General features: G+C 70.4%; 14 protein-coding genes. 9 read left to right on the top strand and 5 right to left on the bottom strand.

Going from position 1 to position 19,779, the window contains the following annotated elements; all coding sequences use genetic code 11:
• Positions 1 to 54 precede the first annotated feature (54 nt).
• The 3 genes from ACIHFB_RS08390 to ACIHFB_RS08380 all read left to right on the top strand — a co-directional run bounded on the left by ACIHFB_RS08390 (position 55) and on the right by ACIHFB_RS08380 (position 5,342).
• Positions 55 to 1,509: an FGGY family carbohydrate kinase gene (locus ACIHFB_RS08390; RefSeq protein WP_365278689.1), complete on the top strand. Its 1,455-nt coding sequence runs from the start codon at positions 55 to 57 to the stop codon at positions 1,507 to 1,509.
• Between the two features lie 171 nt (positions 1,510 to 1,680).
• Positions 1,681 to 3,414 (top strand): ABC transporter ATP-binding protein, encoded by a 1,734-nt coding sequence (locus ACIHFB_RS08385; protein WP_365278691.1) that lies wholly within the window; start codon positions 1,681 to 1,683, stop codon positions 3,412 to 3,414.
• Complete coding sequence (locus tag ACIHFB_RS08380; RefSeq protein WP_365278694.1) at positions 3,414 to 5,342, top strand: ABC transporter ATP-binding protein; 1,929 nt, start codon at positions 3,414 to 3,416, stop codon at positions 5,340 to 5,342. Before ACIHFB_RS08385 ends, ACIHFB_RS08380 begins: the two co-directional genes overlap by 1 nt.
• Before the next feature lie 126 nt (positions 5,343 to 5,468).
• On the opposite strand, the gene ACIHFB_RS08375 is transcribed toward ACIHFB_RS08380, so the two are convergent.
• The 5 genes from ACIHFB_RS08375 to ACIHFB_RS08355 all read right to left on the bottom strand — a co-directional run bounded on the left by ACIHFB_RS08375 (position 5,469) and on the right by ACIHFB_RS08355 (position 12,534).
• The gene (locus ACIHFB_RS08375; protein ID WP_365278697.1) at positions 5,469 to 6,749 is read right to left on the bottom strand and encodes an RNA polymerase sigma factor; all 1,281 of its coding nucleotides are present in this window, start codon (positions 6,747 to 6,749) and stop codon (positions 5,469 to 5,471) included.
• 228 nt (positions 6,750 to 6,977) lie between these two features.
• Positions 6,978 to 8,876 (bottom strand): DNA primase, encoded by a 1,899-nt coding sequence (dnaG, locus tag ACIHFB_RS08370; protein WP_400125969.1) that lies wholly within the window; start codon positions 8,874 to 8,876, stop codon positions 6,978 to 6,980.
• A 29-nt stretch (positions 8,877 to 8,905) separates the two neighbouring features.
• Complete coding sequence (locus tag ACIHFB_RS08365; protein WP_400125967.1) at positions 8,906 to 10,168, bottom strand: NAD(P)/FAD-dependent oxidoreductase; 1,263 nt, start codon at positions 10,166 to 10,168, stop codon at positions 8,906 to 8,908.
• A 115-nt stretch (positions 10,169 to 10,283) separates the two neighbouring features.
• Complete coding sequence (locus ACIHFB_RS08360) at positions 10,284 to 11,537, bottom strand: deoxyguanosinetriphosphate triphosphohydrolase (protein WP_365278706.1); 1,254 nt, start codon at positions 11,535 to 11,537, stop codon at positions 10,284 to 10,286.
• A gap of 61 nt (positions 11,538 to 11,598) precedes the next feature.
• Positions 11,599 to 12,534 carry a sirohydrochlorin chelatase gene (locus tag ACIHFB_RS08355; protein ID WP_400125965.1) on the bottom strand — a complete coding sequence of 312 codons (936 nt, stop codon included), beginning with the start codon at positions 12,532 to 12,534 and terminating at the stop codon, positions 11,599 to 11,601.
• A gap of 213 nt (positions 12,535 to 12,747) precedes the next feature.
• Between ACIHFB_RS08355 and ACIHFB_RS08350 the strand changes: the two genes are divergently transcribed.
• From ACIHFB_RS08350 to ACIHFB_RS08325, 6 genes are all read left to right on the top strand, one after another.
• A complete protein-coding gene (locus tag ACIHFB_RS08350; RefSeq protein ID WP_365278711.1) occupies positions 12,748 to 13,419 on the top strand; it encodes an ElyC/SanA/YdcF family protein in 672 nt (223 codons plus the stop codon).
• 115 nt (positions 13,420 to 13,534) lie between these two features.
• Positions 13,535 to 15,667: a molybdopterin oxidoreductase family protein gene (locus ACIHFB_RS08345; protein WP_400126752.1), complete on the top strand. Its 2,133-nt coding sequence runs from the start codon at positions 13,535 to 13,537 to the stop codon at positions 15,665 to 15,667.
• A 149-nt stretch (positions 15,668 to 15,816) separates the two neighbouring features.
• Positions 15,817 to 16,380: a hypothetical protein gene (locus tag ACIHFB_RS08340; protein ID WP_400125963.1), complete on the top strand. Its 564-nt coding sequence runs from the start codon at positions 15,817 to 15,819 to the stop codon at positions 16,378 to 16,380.
• Positions 16,381 to 16,510: 130 nt separating this feature from the next.
• Complete coding sequence (locus ACIHFB_RS08335) at positions 16,511 to 17,089, top strand: TetR/AcrR family transcriptional regulator (RefSeq protein ID WP_400125962.1); 579 nt, start codon at positions 16,511 to 16,513, stop codon at positions 17,087 to 17,089.
• A 220-nt stretch (positions 17,090 to 17,309) separates the two neighbouring features.
• The gene (locus ACIHFB_RS08330; RefSeq protein ID WP_400125960.1) at positions 17,310 to 18,827 is read left to right on the top strand and encodes an MFS transporter; all 1,518 of its coding nucleotides are present in this window, start codon (positions 17,310 to 17,312) and stop codon (positions 18,825 to 18,827) included.
• Positions 18,828 to 18,880: 53 nt separating this feature from the next.
• On the top strand, positions 18,881 to 19,768 hold the full coding sequence (locus tag ACIHFB_RS08325; RefSeq protein ID WP_400125958.1) for an SDR family NAD(P)-dependent oxidoreductase: 888 nt from the start codon (positions 18,881 to 18,883) through the stop codon (positions 19,766 to 19,768).
• The last annotated feature ends 11 nt before the right edge of the window (positions 19,769 to 19,779 follow it).

Raw genomic sequence — 19,779 nt, 5'->3', positions numbered from 1 at the left:
TCAGCCACACGACCAGAGACACCCCCACGGCGCACGCCCCATAGAATTTTGGCCATGGGGATAGTCGCCGGGTTGGACAGTGCGCCCGATTTCACTCGCATCGTCGTCTGCGACGCGGACTCCGGAGCCGTGCTCAGGCAGGGGTACGCCCCGCATCCGATCGAAGGTGCCGAAGGCGGCTCGCGGCCCTCCGACGTCGATCCGCAGGCCTGGCTGCTGTCCCTCGGCGAGGCGGCCGGCGGCGGGCTCCTCGAAGGTGTGCAGGCCATCGGCGTGTCGGCCCAGCAGAACGCCGTGATCCCGCTGGACACACAGGGCAACACCGTGCGGCCGGCGATGGTCGGCGGTGACAAGCGGGCGCAGGTCGCGGCGGCCGATCTGATCGACGCGCTCGGCGGACGTGAGGCGTGGGCGCAGGCGGTGGGATGTGTACCGCAGGCCGCTCAGCCCGTGACCAAGCTGCGCTGGCTGGCGAAGACCGAACCCGAGAACGCCGTACGGGCCGCCGTGCTCATGCAGGCGCACGACTGGCTGGTGTGGCAGTTGCTCGGGCGGCCGGTGCGCAGGACGACCGATCGCGGCGGGGCTTCCGGTACGGGGTACTGGTCCGCGGCCACCGGCACCTACCGGGGTGATCTCGTCGAGCTGGCGCTCGGGCATCAGGCGATGCTGCCCGAGGTGATCGGGCCCTCCGAAGCGGCCGGTACGACGCCGGAGGGGCTGCTGATCTCCGCCGGGACCGGCGCGACCATGGCCGCCGCCTTCGGGCTCGGGATCGGGCTCGGGGACGCCGTCGTGTCGCTGGGCGCCTCCGGGTCGGTGATGGCCGTGCACCCCGAGGCGCTCGTCGACCAGACCGGGATGATCACCTCGCTCGCCGACGCGACCGGTATGCATCTGCCGGTCGTCACCACCCTGAACGCGGTGCGCACCCTGCGCGGGACCGCCGAACTGCTCGGGCTGCCCGACCTGGAGAGCCTGTCCGACCTGGCGATGAAGTCGACGCCGGGCGCCCACGGTCTCGTACTCCTCCCCTATTTGGAGGGTGAGCGGACGCCGAATCTGCCGCACACCGCCGGGACCCTCGCCGGGCTGCGGCGGGAGTCGATGAGGGCGGAGCATCTGGCGCGGGCGGCGTTCGAGGGGATGCTGTGCGGGCTCGCGGACGCGCTGGACGTGCTGCGGGGGCGCGGGGTCGAGGTGCGGCGGGTCTTCCTGCTCGGGGCCGCCGCGGAACTGCCCGCCGTACAGGCGGCGGCGCCCGCGCTGTTCGGGGCGCAGGTCGTCGTACCGCAGCCCGCGGACTACGGCGCGATCGGGGCCGCCCGGCAGGCGGCGTGGGCGCTCGGCACCTCGCAGGGCACCCTCGACCCGCGCACCCCGCCGGCCTGGCAGGGGCCCGCCGCGCAGGTTCTGGAGCCCGGCGAGGATCTGGCGGTGGGACAGGCGGTGCGGCAGCAGTTCGTGTCGGTGCGGGAACAGACCCATCCCGGGGCGTTCCGGGCGTGAGATCAGCGTTGCGGAAGGTAAGAGACCGGTAGGAGTCGGCGCGATCCGCACCCAGAAGGCCGTACGAAGCACTGCTGACGGCTTAATCGGTTGAGGTAACACGGGTGGAGTGTTCGACGATAGGGGCCAGGGGCAACCACCGTCCCTACCGCCGACTCCGAGAGACGTAGCGTGCTCATACGACTTCTGCGGACCTATCTCAGGCCCTACAGGAAACCCATCGCTCTGCTGGTGCTGCTTCAGTTCCTCCAGACCTGCGCCACCCTCTACCTGCCCACGCTGAACGCCGACATCATCGACAACGGTGTCGTGAACGGAGACACCGGCTACATCCTCAGCTACGGCGCCCTGATGATCGGCATCTCGCTGGTGCAGGTCGTCTGCAACATCGGTGCCGTGTACTACGGCGCCCGTACGGCGGCGGCGCTCGGCCGGGACGTCCGGGCCGCCGTCTTCGACCGGGTGCAGTCGTTCTCCGCCCGTGAGGTCGGTCACTTCGGCGCGCCCTCGCTGATCACCCGTACGACGAACGACGTCCAGCAGGTGCAGATGCTGGCCCTGATGACGTTCACGCTGATGGTGTCGGCCCCGATCATGTGCGTGGGCGGCATCGTGCTGGCGCTCGGCCTGGACGTTCCGCTGTCCGGGGTGCTGGTCGCGGTGGTGCCGGTGCTGGGCATCTGTGTGACGTTCATCGTGCGGCGGCTGCGGCCGCTGTTCCGGACCATGCAGGTGCGGCTGGACACCGTGAACCGCGTGCTGCGCGAGCAGATCACCGGCAACCGGGTGATCCGCGCCTTCGTCCGCGACGAGTACGAACAGCAGCGCTTCCGGCAGGCGAACGCCGAGCTCACCGAGATGTCGCTGGGCACCGGCAGGCTGCTCGCGCTGATGTTCCCGATGGTGATGACGGTGGTGAACCTGTCGTCGATCGCGGTGGTGTGGTTCGGCGCGCACCGCATCGACAGCGGTCAGATGCAGATCGGCGATCTGACGGCGTTCCTCGCCTATCTGATGCAGATCGTCATGTCCGTGATGATGGCCACCTTCATGTTCATGATGGTGCCGCGCGCGGAGGTCTGCGCCGAGCGGATCGAGGAGGTGCTGGACACCTCCTCCAGCGTGGTTCCGCCGACCGCGCCCGTGGTCAAGCTGCTCCGGCACGGGCATCTGGAGCTCCGCGGGGCCGGCTTCCGCTACCCGGGTGCCGAGGAGCCGGTGCTGAAGACCGTCGACCTGGTGGCCCGGCCCGGCGAGGTGACCGCCGTCATCGGCTCGACCGGCAGCGGCAAGTCCACGCTGCTCGGGCTGGTGCCGCGGCTGTTCGACGCGACCGACGGGGAGGTGCTCGTGGACGGTGTCGAGGTGGCGTCCCTCGATCCGAAGCTGCTGGCGCGGACGGTCGGGCTCGTCCCGCAGAAGCCGTATCTCTTCGCGGGCACGGTGGCGTCCAATCTGCGGTACGGCAATCCGGACGCGACGGACGACGAGCTGTGGCAGGCGCTGGAGGTGGCGCAGGCCAAGGAGTTCGTGCAGCGGCTCGAGAACGGACTCGAATCGCCGATCGCGCAAGGCGGCACCAATGTCTCCGGCGGTCAGCGGCAGCGGCTCGCGATCGCCCGCACGCTGGTGCAGCGCCCGGAGATCTATCTCTTCGACGACTCCTTCTCCGCGCTCGACTACGCGACCGACGCGGCGCTGCGTGCCGCACTCGCCCGGGAGACCGCCGAGGCGACCGTCGTGATCGTCGCCCAGCGGGTGGCGACCATCCGGGACGCCGACCGGATCGTCGTACTCGACGAAGGACGGGTGGTCGGCACCGGCAGGCACCACGAGCTGATGGCGGACAACGAGACCTATCGGGAGATCGTGCTCTCCCAGCTCACGGAAGCGGAGGCTGCCTGATGGCCGGGCCTATGGGGCGGATGATGGCCGGGACCGGCCCCGAGCATCGCTCGATGGAGTTCAAGGTGTCGGGCAAACGGCTCGTCACCCAGTTCAAGCCGGAGCGGCTCACCATCTATGTGCTGCTGCTCTGTGTGGTGGTGAGCGTGGGTCTGTCGGTGGTGGGGCCGAAGATCCTCGGCGAGGCGACCGACCTGGTCTTCGCGGGCATCGTCGGGCGGCAGTTCCCGGCCGGGTCCACCAAGGAGCAGGTGCTCGCGTCGATGCGGGAGCGGGGTGACGGTTCGGTCGCCGACATGCTCCGCAGCACGGACTTCACTCCGGGCGAGGGCGTCGACTTCGGTGCGGTCGGCTCCGTGCTGCTGCTCGCGCTGAGCGTGTTCGTGGTGGCCGGGCTGCTGATGCTGGTGGCGACGCGGCTGGTGAACCGTTCCGTGAACCGGACGATGTTCCGGATGCGCGAGGACGTGCAGACGAAGCTGTCGCGGCTGCCGCTGTCGTACTTCGACAAGCGGCAGCGCGGCGAGGTGCTCAGCCGCGCCACCAACGACATCGACAACATCGGGCAGACGCTCCAGCAGTCGATGGGCCAGCTCATCAACTCCGTGCTGACCATCATCGGTGTGCTCGCGATGATGTTCTGGGTGTCGTGGATCCTGGCGCTCGTGGCGCTGGTGACCGTGCCGCTGTCGTTCGTCGTCGCCACCCGGGTCGGCAAGCGCTCGCAGCCGCACTTCGTGCAGCAGTGGCGCTCGACCGGCAAGCTCAACGCGCACGTCGAGGAGATGTACACCGGGCACACGCTGGTGAAGGTGTTCGGGCGGCAGGACGAGTCGGCGCAGCAGTTCGCCGAGCAGAACGACGCGTTGTACGAGGCCGGGTTCAGGGCGCAGTTCAACAGCGGGGTCATGCAGCCGCTGATGATGTTCGTGTCGAACATCAACTACGTGCTGGTCGCCGTCGTGGGTGGCCTGCGGGTCGCTTCGGGTGCGCTGTCCATCGGCGATGTGCAGGCCTTCATCCAGTACTCGCGGCAGTTCTCGATGCCGCTGACGCAGGTCGCGTCGATGGCGAACCTCGTGCAGTCCGGGGTCGCCTCGGCCGAGCGGATCTTCGAACTCCTCGACGCCGAGGAGCAGCAGGCCGATCCGATGCCGGGCGAGCGGCCGGAGGAGCTGCGCGGGCGGGTGGCACTGGAGCACGTCTCCTTCCGCTACGACCCCGAGAAGCCGCTCATCGAGGACCTCTCGCTGAAGGTCGAACCCGGGCACACGGTCGCGATCGTCGGACCGACGGGTGCGGGCAAGACCACGCTGGTCAACCTGCTGATGCGGTTCTACGACGTCTCCGGCGGGCGCATCACCCTCGACGGCGTCGACATCGCGCGCATGTCACGGGACGAGCTGCGCGCCGGGATCGGCATGGTGCTCCAGGACACCTGGCTGTTCGGCGGGACCATCGCCGAGAACATCGCGTACGGCGCCTCCCGCGAGGTCACCCGCGGGGAGATCGAGGAGGCGGCCCGGGCGGCGCACGCGGACCGTTTCGTCCGTACGCTGCCGGACGGGTACGACACCGTGATCGACGACGAGGGGGCCGGGGTCAGCGCCGGTGAGAAGCAGCTGATCACCATCGCCCGGGCGTTCCTGTCCGATCCGGTGATCCTGGTCCTGGACGAGGCCACCAGCTCGGTCGACACCCGTACGGAGGTGCTGATCCAGAAGGCGATGGCGAAACTGGCGCACGGGCGTACGTCGTTCGTCATCGCGCACCGGTTGTCGACGATCCGGGACGCCGACACGATTCTGGTCATGGAGAACGGCGCGATCGTGGAACAGGGCGCGCACACCGATCTGCTGGCGGCGGACGGTGCGTATGCGCGGCTGTACAAGGCGCAGTTCGCGCAGGCGGTGGCTGAGGTGGACTGAGCCGGTGCCCGGCGTTGGGGCTGGGGCGGGGGGGCATGGCGCAGCCCGGCGTGGCGGGGTGCCGCTGCGCCCACCCGTGCCGCCCCAAGGGGCGCGGGGAACTGCGCGACCGGCCCCCACGCTGCGTCAGTCCAGGTAGCCCCTCAGCTGGTCGGCGAAGGCGTGGTCGCGGAGTTTGTTCAGGGTCTTGGACTCGATCTGGCGGATCCGCTCCCGGGTCACGCCGAAGATGCGGCCTATCTCCTCCAGGGTGCGGGGGCGGCCGTCCACCAGGCCGTAGCGGAGTTGTACGACCTTCCGCTCCCGCTCGCCGAGCGTCGACAGCACGGCCTCCAGGTGCTCCTTGAGCAGGAGGAACGCGGCGGATTCGACGGGGCTGGCGGCATCGCCGTCCTCGATGAGATCGCCGAGGGCGACGTCGTCCTCCTCGCCGACGGGGGCGTGCAGGGAGACGGGTTCCTGGGCGAGGCGCAGGACTTCGCTGACCCGCTCGGGGGCGAGGTCGAGGTGGGCGGCGACCTCTTCCGGGGTCGGTTCGTAGCCCCGCTCCTGGAGCATCCGGCGCTGCACGCGGACGACGCGGTTGATCAACTCGACCACGTGGACCGGGACTCGGATCGTGCGGGCCTGGTCGGCGAGGGCGCGGGACATGGCCTGGCGGATCCACCAGGTGGCGTACGTGGAGAACTTGTAGCCGCGGGCGTAGTCGAACTTCTCGACGGCGCGGATCAGTCCGAGGTTTCCCTCCTGGACGAGGTCCAGCATGGTCAGTCCGCGGCCCACGTACCGTTTCGCCACGGACACCACGAGCCGCAGGTTCGCCTCGATGAGCCGGCGTTTGGCCATCCGGCCCATGACGACGAGTTTGTCGAGGTCGAGGGCGAGCTGGCTGTCCAGGTCGGAGGCGCTGCCGAGCTTCTCCTCGGCGAACAGACCGGCCTCGACGCGACGGGCGAGTTCGACCTCCTCGGCCGCGGTGAGCAGCGGGATGCGGCCGATCTCGCGGAGGTACTGGCGGAACAGGTCCGAGGACGGGCCGCCGGTGTCGGCGCGGCTGCGCGGCAGCTCCACGGGTTCGGGGGCCTCGGCCGGCGGCTCTTCGGGCTCGGCCGGCGTGTCCGGCTCCGCCGTCTCGGGGTGGTGCACGGCGCGGCCCTGCGGGGGTACCGCGATGAGCACCTCGGCCTCCGCTTCCGGTTCCGTGCCGTCGGTGATGTCGGTCTGGGTCAGGGTCTGGGTCTGCACGGGGGCGACCTCCAGGATGATCGCTGCTGAGGTGTGCGGCAGCGCTGCTTCGGGGGCGGAGTCGGCGGCCACGCCACTGTCCGTCCCGTACGCGATGAGCGGAACCGCGGGGGTGTGGGATCCGTTGGGGACGGATCGGCCGCGCTCCGAGGACTCAGGCACCGGAACCCAGTGTGGAGTACGACACATCGCCGCCACGAGGGGCGTGCGGTGACTTTTTGAGTCCGGTCCGTGACCGCGTGGTTACCCTCACGGAGAACTCGGGTGCTTGTTCGCGCCCTGATCTGGGACGATCCGCGGGTTCGGTTTCCCTGTGGGGACCTGCCCGGCGCCCACTGTCTCGGGTTCCCGTTCGCCCGCCGACGAACCGGCCCCGCGCACCCCGGAGGGCTAGAGCGCCGCCGCCCCCTGCTCCCGCAGCGCCTGGCCGTACTGCTGGAGTGTCCACAACTCGTTCTGTACGGCGGCCAGTTGGGCCGGGTCTCCGCCGCTGGTGAGGCGGGTGAGGGTGCCCTGGATTTCCTGGATGCGGCGGTCCACGGCACGGCGGCGGACCATGACGAGCTGGTCGCCGGCGTACACCTCGTCGACCGTGCGGCGCATGATCGCCTCCACCGCCAGCTCCGTCACCATCGCGCGGACCCCGTCGTCCGGAGCCGCCTCTCGGACGCGGACCAGGTACTCCTGGGGGTCCGATACGCCGTACTCCGCGCCGCCCGCGTCCATGACGGTCTGGCGTACGGCTGCATACGGCGGGGCGGTGAACTCGTCGACGCCGTATGCGTCGAAGGCCGGGGAGACCAACTCCGGGCGCTGGAGGGCCAGTTTCAGCAGCTCGCGCTCGGTGGCGTACACCGGGTTGCGGAGGTTCAGGGCCGGGCCGGAGGGGGCGCGGACCGCGTCGTACGTCTGCATGGGCTGCTGCCGGCTCGGTGCCGGGCCCTTGCCGCCGCGGTCCCTCGCCCAACGCGCCAGCTGGGCGACCCGCTTGACCACGAACTGGGTGTCGAGGATGCCGAGCATGCCGGCGAGCTGGACGGCGACCTCGTGCTGGGCGCCGCTGTTCTTGATGCGGGCGACGATCGGGGCCGCCTCGTCCAGCGCGGCGGCGCGGCCCGCGGGGGTGTCGAGGTCGTAGCGGACGACGATCTGGCGGAGCGCGAACTCGAAGAGCGGGGTGCGGGGTTCGACCAGGTCCGCGACCGCCTCGTCGCCCTTCGCGAGGCGCAGCTCGCAGGGGTCCATGTTGTCCGGCGCGATGGCGATGTACGTCTCGGCGGCGAACTTCTGGTCGTCCTCGAACGCGCGCAGGGCCGCCTTCTGGCCGGCCGCGTCGCCGTCGAAGGTGAAGATCACGCGGGCGCTTCCGTTGTCCATCAGCAGCCGGCGCAGGATCTTGATGTGGTCGCCGCCGAAGGCCGTGCCGCAGGTGGCGATGGCGGTGGTGACTCCGGCGAGGTGGCAGGCCATGACGTCGGTGTAGCCCTCGACCACGACCGCGCGGCTGGACTTCGCGATGTCCTTCTTCGCGAGGTCGATGCCGTACAGCACCTGGGACTTCCTGTAGATCGCCGTGTCGGGGGTGTTGAGGTACTTGGGGCCGTTGTCCGACTCGTACAGCTTGCGGGCGCCGAAGCCCACCACTTCGCCGCCGATGTCGCGGATCGGCCACATCAGACGGCCGCGGAAGCGGTCGATGGGGCCCCGGCGGCCCTCCTGGGAGAGGCCGGACAGGAGCAGCTCCTTGTCGGTGAAGCCCTTGCCGCGGAGGTAGCGGGTGAGGTGGTCCCAGCCCTGGGGGCTGTAGCCGACGGAGAAGTGCTCGGCGGCCGACTGGTCGAAGCCGCGCTCGGCGAGGAACTTGCGGCCGGTGTCGGCCTCGGGGCCGGTGGCCAGTTGTTCCATGTACCACTGGGCGGCGATCTTGTGGGCCTCGACCAGGCGGATGCGCTCGCCGCGCTGGTGGGAGGGGTTGTACCCACCCTCCTCGTACCGCAGGGCGATGCCGGCCTGGCCGGCGAGGCGCTCGACGGACTCCGAGAAGGTGAGGTGGTCGACCTTCATCACGAACGTGATGGTGTCGCCGCCCTCCTGGCAGCCGAAGCAGTGGAAGAGCCCCTTGCTCGGGCTGACCTGGAAGGACGGTGACTTCTCGTCGTGGAAGGGGCAGAGACCCTTGAGGTTTCCGCCGCCGGCGTTGCGCAGCTGGAGGTACTCGGACACGACGGCGTCGATCGGGACCGCGTCCCGTACCGCCTTTACGTCCTCGTCGTTGATCCGTCCTGCCACGAGGTGATTCTACGGTGGTGCGCCGACACTCAAGGGACGAGGTTTTCGAGTGGAACGTGTGGATCCGCCAGTGCCTCGGTGTCTACCCGGGCCCTGGACCGGATCAGCCGCTGAATCGGCTCTGTGACGTCCCACACATTCACGTTCATCCCGGCGAGCACGCGGTCGTCCTTCATCCAGAACGCGATGAATTCACGCTTCCCGGCGTCGCCCCGGATCACCACTTCGTCGTAGGAGCCCGGGGGCGCCCAGCCGGAGTACTCCATGCCCAGGTCGTACTGGTCGGAGAAGAAATAGGGCACGCGGTCGTAGGTGACGTCCCGTCCGAGCATCGCGCGGGCGGCTGCCGGGCCGCCGTTCAGGGCGTTGGCCCAGTGCTCGACGCGCAGCCGGGTGTCGAAGAGGACGTGGTGGAAGGCGGCGACGTCGCCGGCGGCGTGGATGTCGGGGTCGGAGGTGCGCAGCTGGGCGTCCACCGCGATGCCGCCGCCGTGGGCGCGGTCGACGAGCTCCAGGCCGGCCGCCTCGGCGAGGCCGACGCGGGGGGCCGCGCCGATCGCCGCGAGGACGTCGTGCGCCAGGTGCTCCTCGCCGTCGTCGGTGCGGGCGGCGAGGACCATGCCGTCCTGGCCGGTGATCTCCGTCAGCCGGGCGCCGAAGTGGAAGCGGACGCCGTGCTCACGGTGCAGTTCGGCGAAGAGGTTGCCGAGTTCGGGGCCGAGGACGCCGTGCAGCGGGGTCGGTTCCGGCTCCACGACGGTGACTTCGGCGCCGTACTCGCGGGCCGCCGCCGCGACCTCCAGACCGATCCAGCCACCGCCGGCGATGACGAGGTGGCCGTTGTCACGGCCCAGGGAGGCCAGGACTCCCTTGAGGCGCTCGGCGTGGGCGAGGCGGCGCAGGTGGTGCACGCCCACGAGGTCCGTGCCGGGGATGTCCAGACGGCGGGGCTCGGCGCCGGTCGCGAGGAGCAGCTTGTCGTAGCGGACGACGGTGCCGTCGCCGAGGCGGACGGTCTTCGACCTGCGGTCGAGGGCGACGACGGGGAGGCCGAGGTGCAGCTCGATGTCATTGCGGGCGTACCAGGCGGGCTCGTGCACGAAGACGCTGTCGCGCTCTTCCTTGCCGAGGAGATAACCCTTGGAGAGCGGCGGGCGCTCGTACGGGTGATCGCGTTCGTCGCAGATCAGTATCACGCGGCCGTGAAAGCCCTCCGCGCGGAGTGTCTCGGCCGCCTTGGCGCCGGCCAGTCCACCTCCGACGATGACGAATGTCTGATCCGCGTCGACCACTTGATGCCTCCTCGTAATGGTGCCGCCACATGTGAGCGTCCCGCACGCAGCGTGATGGGGGAAGAGGGAGTGGCCCGATCAGGCCACGGAGGGTCACATTCGGGCTTGTTTCACCTCACTGGCGACCCGTGAGCCTCTCGTGCAACGAACGCGCGGACGCGTCCGTGAGTGACGCGATCTGGTCGACGATCACGCGTTTGCGGGCGCGGTCGTCGGGCGCCCGGTCGAACAGGGCGCGGAACTGGGGGTCGAGGCCGTCGGGCGCGCGGACGGTGAGCGCGTCGGCGAGTTCCGCGACGACGATGCGCTGGTCGGCGCGGAGTCGTTCCTGTTCGGCGCGCTGCATGACGTACCGGTCGGCGACCGCCTTGAGCACGGCACATTCGAGGCGGACCTCGCGCGGTACGACGAGTTCGGCGGCGTATCTCGTGAGGCGGCCGGTGCCGTACGCCGCGCGCGTGGCGGCCTCGGCGCCGAGGCAGAAGCGGCCGATGAGCTGGCTGGTGGCGTCCTTGAGGCGGGCCTGTGCCACCGCCGTGCCGTCATAGCCGTGCGGCCACCACTCCTCGTCCAGGAGACGGTCGAGGGCCTCGGCGAGTTCGGCGGGGTCGGTGTCCGCGGGAACATAGCGGCCGATGGCGACCGCGAAGACCGCCTGTCGTTCCGGTTCGGCGTGCAGGCAGTTGGGGTCGATGTGGCCGGCGTGCAGACCGTCCTCGACGTCGTGCACCGAGTAGGCCACGTCGTCGGACCAGTCCATGACCTGGGCCTCGAAGCAGATGCGGGCGCCGGGGGCCTCCTTGCGGAACCAGTCGAAGACGGGGCGGTCGTCCTCGTAGACGCCGAACTTCGGGGACTTGGGGTCGACGGGGTGCCCTCCTCGGGGCCAGGGGTACTTGGTGGCCGCGTCGAGGGCGGCCCTGGTGAGGTTGAGGCCGACGGAGCCCTCCGGCGTGAAGCGTTTGGGCTCGATGCGGGTGAGGAGCCTCAGCGACTGCGCGTTGCCTTCGAAGCCGCCGCAGTCCTCCGCGAATTCGTTGAGCGCCTGTTCGCCGTTGTGGCCGAACGGGGGGTGGCCCATGTCGTGGGAGAGACAGGCGGCTTCCACGAGATCGGGGTCGCAGCCGAGGGCCGCGCCGAGTTCGCGGCCGACTTGGGCGCATTCGAGGGAGTGCGTGAGGCGCGTTCGTGGGCTGGCGTCCCAGATCTGGCTGCGTGTGCCCGGGGTGACGACCTGGGTTTTACCGGCGAGCCTTCGCAGGGCGGAGGAGTGGAGGATGCGGGCGCGGTCGCGCTGGAAGGCGGTGCGGCCGGGGCGTTTGTCGGGCTCGGTTGCCCAGCGTTCGGTTGACGGCAGGTCGTACGACATGCCTCGACAGTACGGGCAGGGGGTGACAAAGGGAGTGCGCCTTTGCGTCTGCCGGGTTCTGTCAGGTGGCGAGTGCGGGTTGCTTGTGGCTGGTCGCGCAGTTCCCCGCGCCCCTTGGGTGGGCTACCTGGTCGTACCTGTGGAGGAGTAGGCGAGCTATCGCGGGGTGGGTGCCGAGAGGGGCCGAGGCTATCCAGGGGGCCGCCTCTGCGCACTGCGTTGCGAAGTAGCCCGGGGCCGTGAAGTAGCTTGCCACGGCTACTCGGTGGCAGCCTCTCGCGGTCAGGGCTCGTACCGCCTCCTGCACGGTGGGCTTCGCGGCCGAGGCATAGGCGGGGATCACCGGTACGCCCAGACGGTCGGCGAGGAGCCGGGCCGTGCGACTGGTGTCCAGTGCCGACTCCGGATCCCGGGAGCCTGCCGCGGCCAGGACCACTCCTCGCGCGTCCTCGTCCGCTCCCTTGTGCCAGCCCGCCTCCACCAGGCGGTCGTACAGGGCCTCTACGAGAAGGGGGTGCGGACCCAGTGCGGGGGCCACGCGGGTGCGGGCCGGGGCCGCGGCGGCCATGTCCGGGATGTCGCGCTTGACGTGGTAGCCGCGGCTGAGGAGGAGCGGCACCAGGATCGCTTCGCCGGTGTCGAGGGAGGCGAGCGCGTCGGGGAGCAGGGGCTCGTTCAGCTCGATGTGGCCCAGGTGCACGGACAGGCCGGGGCGCAGCTCACGGACGCGCTCGACCAGGGCGGTGACCGTGCGCAGCGTGCGCGGGTCGCGGCTGCCGTGGGCCACGAGGACCAGGGCCGGTGCCGGAGGTGGCGTCGTCCGCCCGGCAGGCGCCACTTCCGGCACCGGCCCTGGCGCCGGCGGCTCGGGGCGCCGTCTGCCGTCGAGCGAGACGCGGCTGAGCTGGCCTGCGAGCTGGCTGGTGATCCGGTTCATGATGTGCGCCGTACTGTCGAGGGTCGTGGACTCGTCGTGAGGTGGTTTCGACGCCGTCATGAACCGATGGTGGCGGCGGGACGTTGCCGCCCCGTTGCACGGGCATCACGGGTCTTTTCGGGGGGTTCACGGTGGGGTGCAGGGGGTGTGTGAGCAGTCGTGACCTGCGGCTTCGTCGAGGAGAGTGAAGCTGATCACGTGCCTCGACACGAACCACGGCGGCCGTTGGGACGTCTGTGAGTGTCGAGAGCCCACCAGGGAGGGACCGTGAGAATGCGCCGACCTCGTCTGCCGCGCACCCGTACCGGGCAGCGCCGGCTGGTGCAGGCCGTGATGCTCGGGTGCGGGCTGGCGCTGCTCCCGGCGACCTGGATGTACGTCGCGGCCGGTGACCGGCTGCGGACCACGGCGGACGTGCCGCGCACCGACGTCGCGGTCGTCTTCGGCGCCGGTCTGTGGGACGGCGAGCCGTCGCCGTATCTCGCGCACCGGCTGGACGCGGCGGCCGAGCTCTACCGCGAGGGCCGGATCAAGGTCGTCCTCGTCACCGGCGACAACAGCCGCGAGGACTACGACGAGCCCGACGCGATGCGCACCTACCTGACCCGGCAGGGCGTGCCGGACACGCGGATCGTCAGTGACTACGCGGGCTTCGACACCTGGGACTCCTGCGTCCGTGCGAAGAAGATCTTCGGGGTGGACGAGGCCGTGCTGATCAGCCAGGGGTTTCACATCCGGCGGGCGGTCGCGCTGTGCCAGGAGGCGGGCGTGACGTCGTACGGCGTCGGCGTGACCGACGTACACAACGCCACCTGGTACTACGGCGGTGTCCGCGAGCTGGTCGCTGCCGGGAAGGCCGCCGTGGACGCGGTGTTCGAGCCGGATCCGAGGTTCCTGGGACCGAAGGAGCCGGGCGTGGCGCGGGCGCTGACCGCCGCCGGGTGAGCGGGGTGGATGTGCACGCCTCACGGCAGACCGGCTGCCGCGGGGAGGTCGCCGTCCCGGCCGCGTAACAAAGAGCCGTCCCGGCGCGTAACAAGGACGAAGCATGCTGAATGGCATGCAGAACACCGCGACGCCCACGCACTGCCCGTACTGCGCCCTGCAGTGCGGGATGAATCTGACGCCGACCCCCGACGGGACGGTCGAGGTGACGGAGCGCGCGGACTTCCCGGTGAACCGGGGCGCGCTGTGCGGCAAGGGCCGTACGGCGCCGGCGGTGCTCTCGTCCCGGGTGCGTCTGACCTCCCCGTTGGTGCGCTCCGAGGGCGAGCTCGTGCCCGCCTCCTGGGACGAGGCACTGGACCGGATCGCCGAGGAGCTGTCCCGCACGCGCACGGAGCATGGTCCGGACGCGTGCGGGGTCTTCGGCGGCGGCGGGCTGACTAACGAGAAGGCGTACACGCTCGGCAAGTTCGCGCGCGTGGTGCTGGGCACCTCCCAGATCGACTACAACGGCCGCTTCTGCATGTCGTCGGCGGCGGCCGCCGGGACGAAGGCGTTCGGGCTGGACCGCGGACTCCCCTTCCCGCTGGAGGACATACCCAAGACGGGCTGTGTGATCCTCGTCGGCTCGAACCTCGCGGAGACCATGCCGCCGTCCCTGCGGTTCTTCACCGAGCTGCGCGAGAACGGCGGCACGCTGATCGTCATCGACCCGCGCCGCACGAAGACCGCCGAGCAGGCGGACCTGCACCTGGCGCCCCGCCCCGGCACCGACCTCGCGCTCGCGCTGGGCCTCCTCCACCTGGTCGTCGCCGAGGGCCGCACGGACGAGGAGTACATCCGCGAGCGCACCTCCGGCTGGGAGGAGGCGCGGGCCGCGGCGATGGCGCACTGGCCGGAGTACGTGGAGCGGATCACGGGCGTCCATGTGCCCCAACTCCGCGAAGCCGTACGGATGTTCTGCGAGCCCGAGGCAGCGATGGTGCTCACCGCGCGCGGACCCGAGCAGCAGTCCAAGGGCACCGACACGGTGGGCGCCTGGATCAACCTGTGCCTGGCGACCGGACGGGCCGGCCGCCCGCTGTCCGGCTACGGCTGTCTGACCGGGCAGGGCAACGGACAGGGCGGGCGCGAACACGGCCAGAAGGCCGACCAGTTGCCCGGCTACCGCAAGCTGACCGACCCGGCGGCGCGACGGCATGTGGCGGAGGTGTGGGGCGTGGACCCGGACTCGCTGCCGGGGCCGGGGAGGAGCGCGTACGAGCTGCTGGACGCGCTGGGGACGGATATTCGGGCGCTGCTGCTGATGGGCTCCAACCCGGTGGTGTCGGCGCCGCGCGCCGCGCACATCGAGGAGCGCGTCAAGTCCCTTGATTTCCTTGCCGTGTGCGATGTCGTGCTGTCGGAGACGGCGGCACTGGCGGACGTCGTCCTCCCGGTCACGCAGTGGGCGGAGGAAACGGGCACCACGACCAACCTGGAGGGCCGGGTGCTGCTGCGTCGGCAGGCGATCACTCCGCCGGACGGCATCCGCAGCGACCTCGACGTCATGCATGAACTGGCCGACCGGCTCGGCGTGGAGAAGGGCTTCCCGACCGACGCCGAGGAGGTCTTCGAGGAACTCCGCCGGGCGAGCGCGGGCGGCCCCGCGGACTACTCCGGGATCACCTACCGCAGGCTGGCCGAGGAGAACGGGGTGTTCTGGCCGTGCCCGGCCCCCAAGGCTGACATCGAGGACGCGGAGGACGCGTCGCTCGACGCACGGGACGACGAGACGGACGTCCACCCCGGCACCCCCCGCCTCTTCCTCGACCGCTTCGCCACCGAGGACGGCCGCGCCCGCTTCGTCACCGTCTCGCACCGGGCGACCGCGGAGGAACCGGACGACGAGTACCCGGTGCTCCTGACGACCGGCCGGGTCGTCGCCCAGTACCAGTCCGGCGCCCAGACCCGGCGCGTGGACGAGCTGAACGCCGCGGCGCCGGGCCCGTTCGTGGAACTGCACCCGCGACTGGCCGAGCGGCTCGGCGCCCAGGAGGGCGAACCCCTGGCGGTCGTTTCCCGGCGGGGCCGGGCCGTGGCGCCCGCGCGGATCACGACGACGATCCGACCGGACACGGTGTTCATGCCCTTCCACTGGTACGGCGAGGGCCGCGCCAACACGCTGACGAACCCGGCGCTGGATCCGACGTCGCGGATGCCGGAGTTCAAGGCGTGTGCGGTTCGGTTGGAGACCGTGAAGCCGTAGACCGGCTCCTCCCGCGGGGCGCTCGGCACTCCGGTGGACCTCCGTCTCCGCTGTGCGGCGGAGACGGACCCGGCTTGCGAACGATGCCTGCGGGAAGGGGAGTTGACGACGATCAGGGGTATCCAAACGCCCTCCGATCGGAGCCCCGCATGCTGAACAGAACCCTGCGCGCCACCGCCCTCCTCGCCCTCGTGGCCGCCGTCGCCGCGCCCGTCGCCGTCGCCGCACCCGCCCCGTCCTCGCCGACTGCGCCGAAGACCACCACCGTCTCCTCGCTCAAGGGCGACGCGCGCATGGACTACCCGGTCGCGAACCAGGAGGTACGGGTGTCCGTCGACGCCCGTTCCACGTACACCGTGGGCAGCATCCCGCAGCGCTCCTGGGGCACCTTCCGCATCTCGCACGCCCAGGACGGCAAGCTCTACTGGAGCGAGTTCGAGGTCGACTGCCTCACCACGGGCGGCCCCACGGCCACGGTCACCGGCCGCCTGGTCCGCACCAGCCCGGGCCACCCCTGGCTCACCACGCTGGACCCGCACACCCGCATGGGCGTGAGCTTCCTCGTCCCGGAGAGGGGCGAGGCCCGTATCGGGCTCTCCGGGGCCACCGAGAAGGGCAAGCCGCCGCTCACCAAGTGCATGGCACCCGCCGCCGACGCGAAGGTCGTCGACGGCGGGTACACCCTGAGCGACCGCGACAGCGACAGCGACTAGACACTCCGCCAAGCCTGCGTACTGACTCTTACTGTCATGTGGCGGTGACCGCCACATGACAGTATGGGGATCGGCAGGGACGGCAAGCCGGTGGGCGGAGGGTGGCGAAGTGGGGCTTCGGGAGATCAAGATGGAGCGGACCCGCCGGCTCATCGCGGACACGGCCATCACACTGTTCAGCGAGCAGGGGTTCGACGCCACGACGATCGATCAGATCGCCGCGGTGGCGGAGGTCGGCCCTCGGACGGTGTACCGCTACTACCCGACCAAGGAAGCTCTCGTCGTCCACTTCGCCGCGGACACCCTGCACACCGCGCTCGAAGAACTGCGCGGCCTGCCCGAGGAAACCCCGCTGCCTCAGGCCCTGTACCAGGTACTGGACAGTGTCCGGCGCACCATCGAGGGCGACTCGGAACGACGCATCGTCGCCTTCCGGATCGTCTACCGGACGCTGTCCCTGCATGCAGAGCTGCGTGCCGTGACCTGGCTGTGGCGCGAGAGCCTCGCAGCGGAGATCCACCGGCGCACCGGCGGCCGCACCACTGAAATGGCCGCGGCCCTCGCCGCCGCGAACATCGCGGCCGTCATGGAGCTCTCGATCCTGGAGTGGGCGCGCAGCGGGGAGCCCGCCGCCATGACTCTGGCCGTCGGGCGAGCTGTCGAACTTCTGCGTACCGGCGATGTCCCCATGCCGACACCTCCCATGTGAGACAAAGCCCGACCGACGCGCGGCGTACGACGGCAGATCACCACCTGTGGGCCATGGGTGACGCCGCGGCGCGCGCGGAAACTTCACCCCCTCTCCACCTGCGCGACAGGAGCTGCCTCACGGCAGACCGCGCCGAGTGGCAGTCGCTGCCATATTATGTTTAAACTGGCACAGCGAAACTGATTCGTTTCGATTTTCCTCTGTGCTCCCGGAGAGTCCCATGCCCATATCCCCCCAGCCGCTGACCGAGGAAGCGGCAGCGTCCCCGCCCCGGACCGACATCGCGGTCGGAGACGCACCGGAACCTCGCCGCTGGTGGGTACTGATCGTGATCGCGATCGCCCAGCTGATGGTGGTGCTGGACGTCACGATCGTGAACATCGCCATGCCTTCCGCACAGCGCGACCTGGGATTCAGTGACGGAAACCGGCAGTGGATCGTCACGGCCTACGCCCTGGCCTTCGGCAGTCTGCTGCTCCTCGGCGGCAGGCTTGCCGACCTCTTCGGCCGGAAGATCGTCTTCCTGGTCGGTATCGCAGGCTTCGCGGGCGCCTCGGCGATGGCCGGCGCGGCGCCGAACTTCGAGATTCTGGTGACCGGGCGCGTCCTTCAGGGGATCTTCGGCGCGCTGCTCGCCCCGGCGGCTCTCGCCGTGCTCAACGTCACCTTCACCTCGGACAAGGACAGGGCCCGCGCCTTCGGCGTCTTCGGCGCCATCGGCGGCGCGGGCGGCGCCTTCGGACTGCTGCTCGGCGGACTGCTCACCGAGCACCTGAGCTGGCGCTGGACCCTCTACGTCAATCTGGTCTTCGCCGTCGTCGCGTTCATCGGCGGACTCGTCCTGATGCGCAAGGGCGCCCCGGCCGTGCGGCCCAGGCTCGACCTCCCCGGCACCGTCCTGGGCTCGGCCGGTCTCTTCAGCCTGGTCTACGGCTTCGCGAACGCCGAGACGTACGACTGGTCCTCGCCGATGACCTGGGGAAGCCTGACTGCCGCCGTGGTGCTGCTGGCCGCCTTCGCCTGGTGGCAGACCCGCGCCACGCATCCGCTGCTGCCCCTGCGTGTCCTGGCCGATCGCACCCGGGGCGCGTCCTTCATCGTGATGGCCATCGCCAGCGCCGGACTCTTCGGTGTCTCCCTCTTCCTGACCTACTACCTCCAGGCCTCGCTCGGCTTCACCCCCGTCAAGACAGGGCTCGCGTTCCTGCCGATGATGGGCAGTCTGATGGTCCTCGCCCAGCTGTCCATCAGCGTGCTGCTGCCCAGGATCGGCCCCAAGGTGCTCGTGCCCCTGGGCCTGCTGCTGTCGGCCGCCGGCCTGGCCCTGCTGACGGCGCTCGACCTGAACAGCAGCTACGCCGCCGGTGTGCTGCCCGGACTGCTTCTGATCGGTTCCGGTATCGGCCTGTCGCTGCCGCCCGCGATGAGTCTGTCCATCCACGGGATCAGCGACGAGGACGCGGGCGTCGGCTCCGCGACGGTCAACACGATGCAGCAGGTCGGAGGCGCCATCGGCACCGCTCTGCTCAACACCCTCGCCGCGAGCGCCGCAACCGCCTATCTCGTCGGCAGGAAGCCCACTCCGGCCACGCTGGCCCAGGCTCAGCTCAACAGCTACTCGACCGCCTACTGGTGGTCGGCCGGCCTCTTCGTCGCAGGCGCTGTGATCGCCGCCCTCATGTTCCGCAAGGGCCGCCCCGAGAGCAGTGAACACAGCGGCCCCGTCGTCCACATGTGACCACGACCCTTCCAATGCCCACCTGACCAGGCGATGCAGTCAAGGAGGATGCCATGACAGATCTCGACAACGCACCGGCGGCAAGCAGCACCGACACCCCCTTCGTCGACCGGTACGGCCCCTGGGCTCTTGTGGCCGGCGCGTCGGAGGGAGTGGGCGCCGCCTATGCCCGCGCGATGGCCGAGCGCGGTCTCGACGTCGTGCTCCTCGCCCGGCGCCAGGCCGCTCTCGACGAGGTGGCCTCGGCCATCCGCGCGGACACGGGTGCCGACACCCGGACCCTCGCCGTCGACCTCTCCCACCACGACGCCATGGAGACGATCGTGGCGGCCACCGCCGGACTCGACATCGGGACGGTGATGTACTGCGCCGGCGCGGACCCCGACTACGAACCGTTCCTGGCCAGACCGGTGGAGACCGCGGTGGCCATGGTGGACCGGAACTGCGTCATGCCCCTGCGGCTCTGCCACCACTTCGCCGCACCCATGCAGGCCCGCGGCAAGGGTGCCATCGTGCTGCTCTCCTCGGCCGCGGGGCTCTACGGCTCCACCAACCTGGTGGCCTACTCGGCCACGAAGGCCTTCGACATGGTGATGGCCGAGGCGCTGTGGACGGAGTTGCACGGCAACGGCGTGGACGTCCTGTCGCTGGTGCTGGGGGCCACCGACACCCCGGCCCTGCGCCGGATGCTGGTCGCCCAGGGGATCCTGGTCAGCCCGGACGATCCGGCCCCGCTCCCCGGTGTCAGCACGCCGGACGAGGTCGTGGCGGCCGCGATCACCAACCTGCCGAACGGCCCGACCTGCTTCGTGGGCGACCAACTCGGTGAGAGCGCCCGCCAGATGGGCGCCCTCACCCGCAACGACGCCGTCAAGACGATGCTCCGGCACAGCAGTGGCGGGATGTTGGCCGCCGGCTCCCGGCAGGAGGCGGGCGGATAACGACGGGGTCG

Source organism: Streptomyces sp. NPDC051963, from assembly GCF_044593495.1.
Taxonomy (GTDB): domain Bacteria; phylum Actinomycetota; class Actinomycetes; order Streptomycetales; family Streptomycetaceae; genus Streptomyces.
The sequence above is the reverse complement of the archived record's forward strand: the minus strand, read 5'-3'. Positions and strand labels throughout refer to the sequence as shown.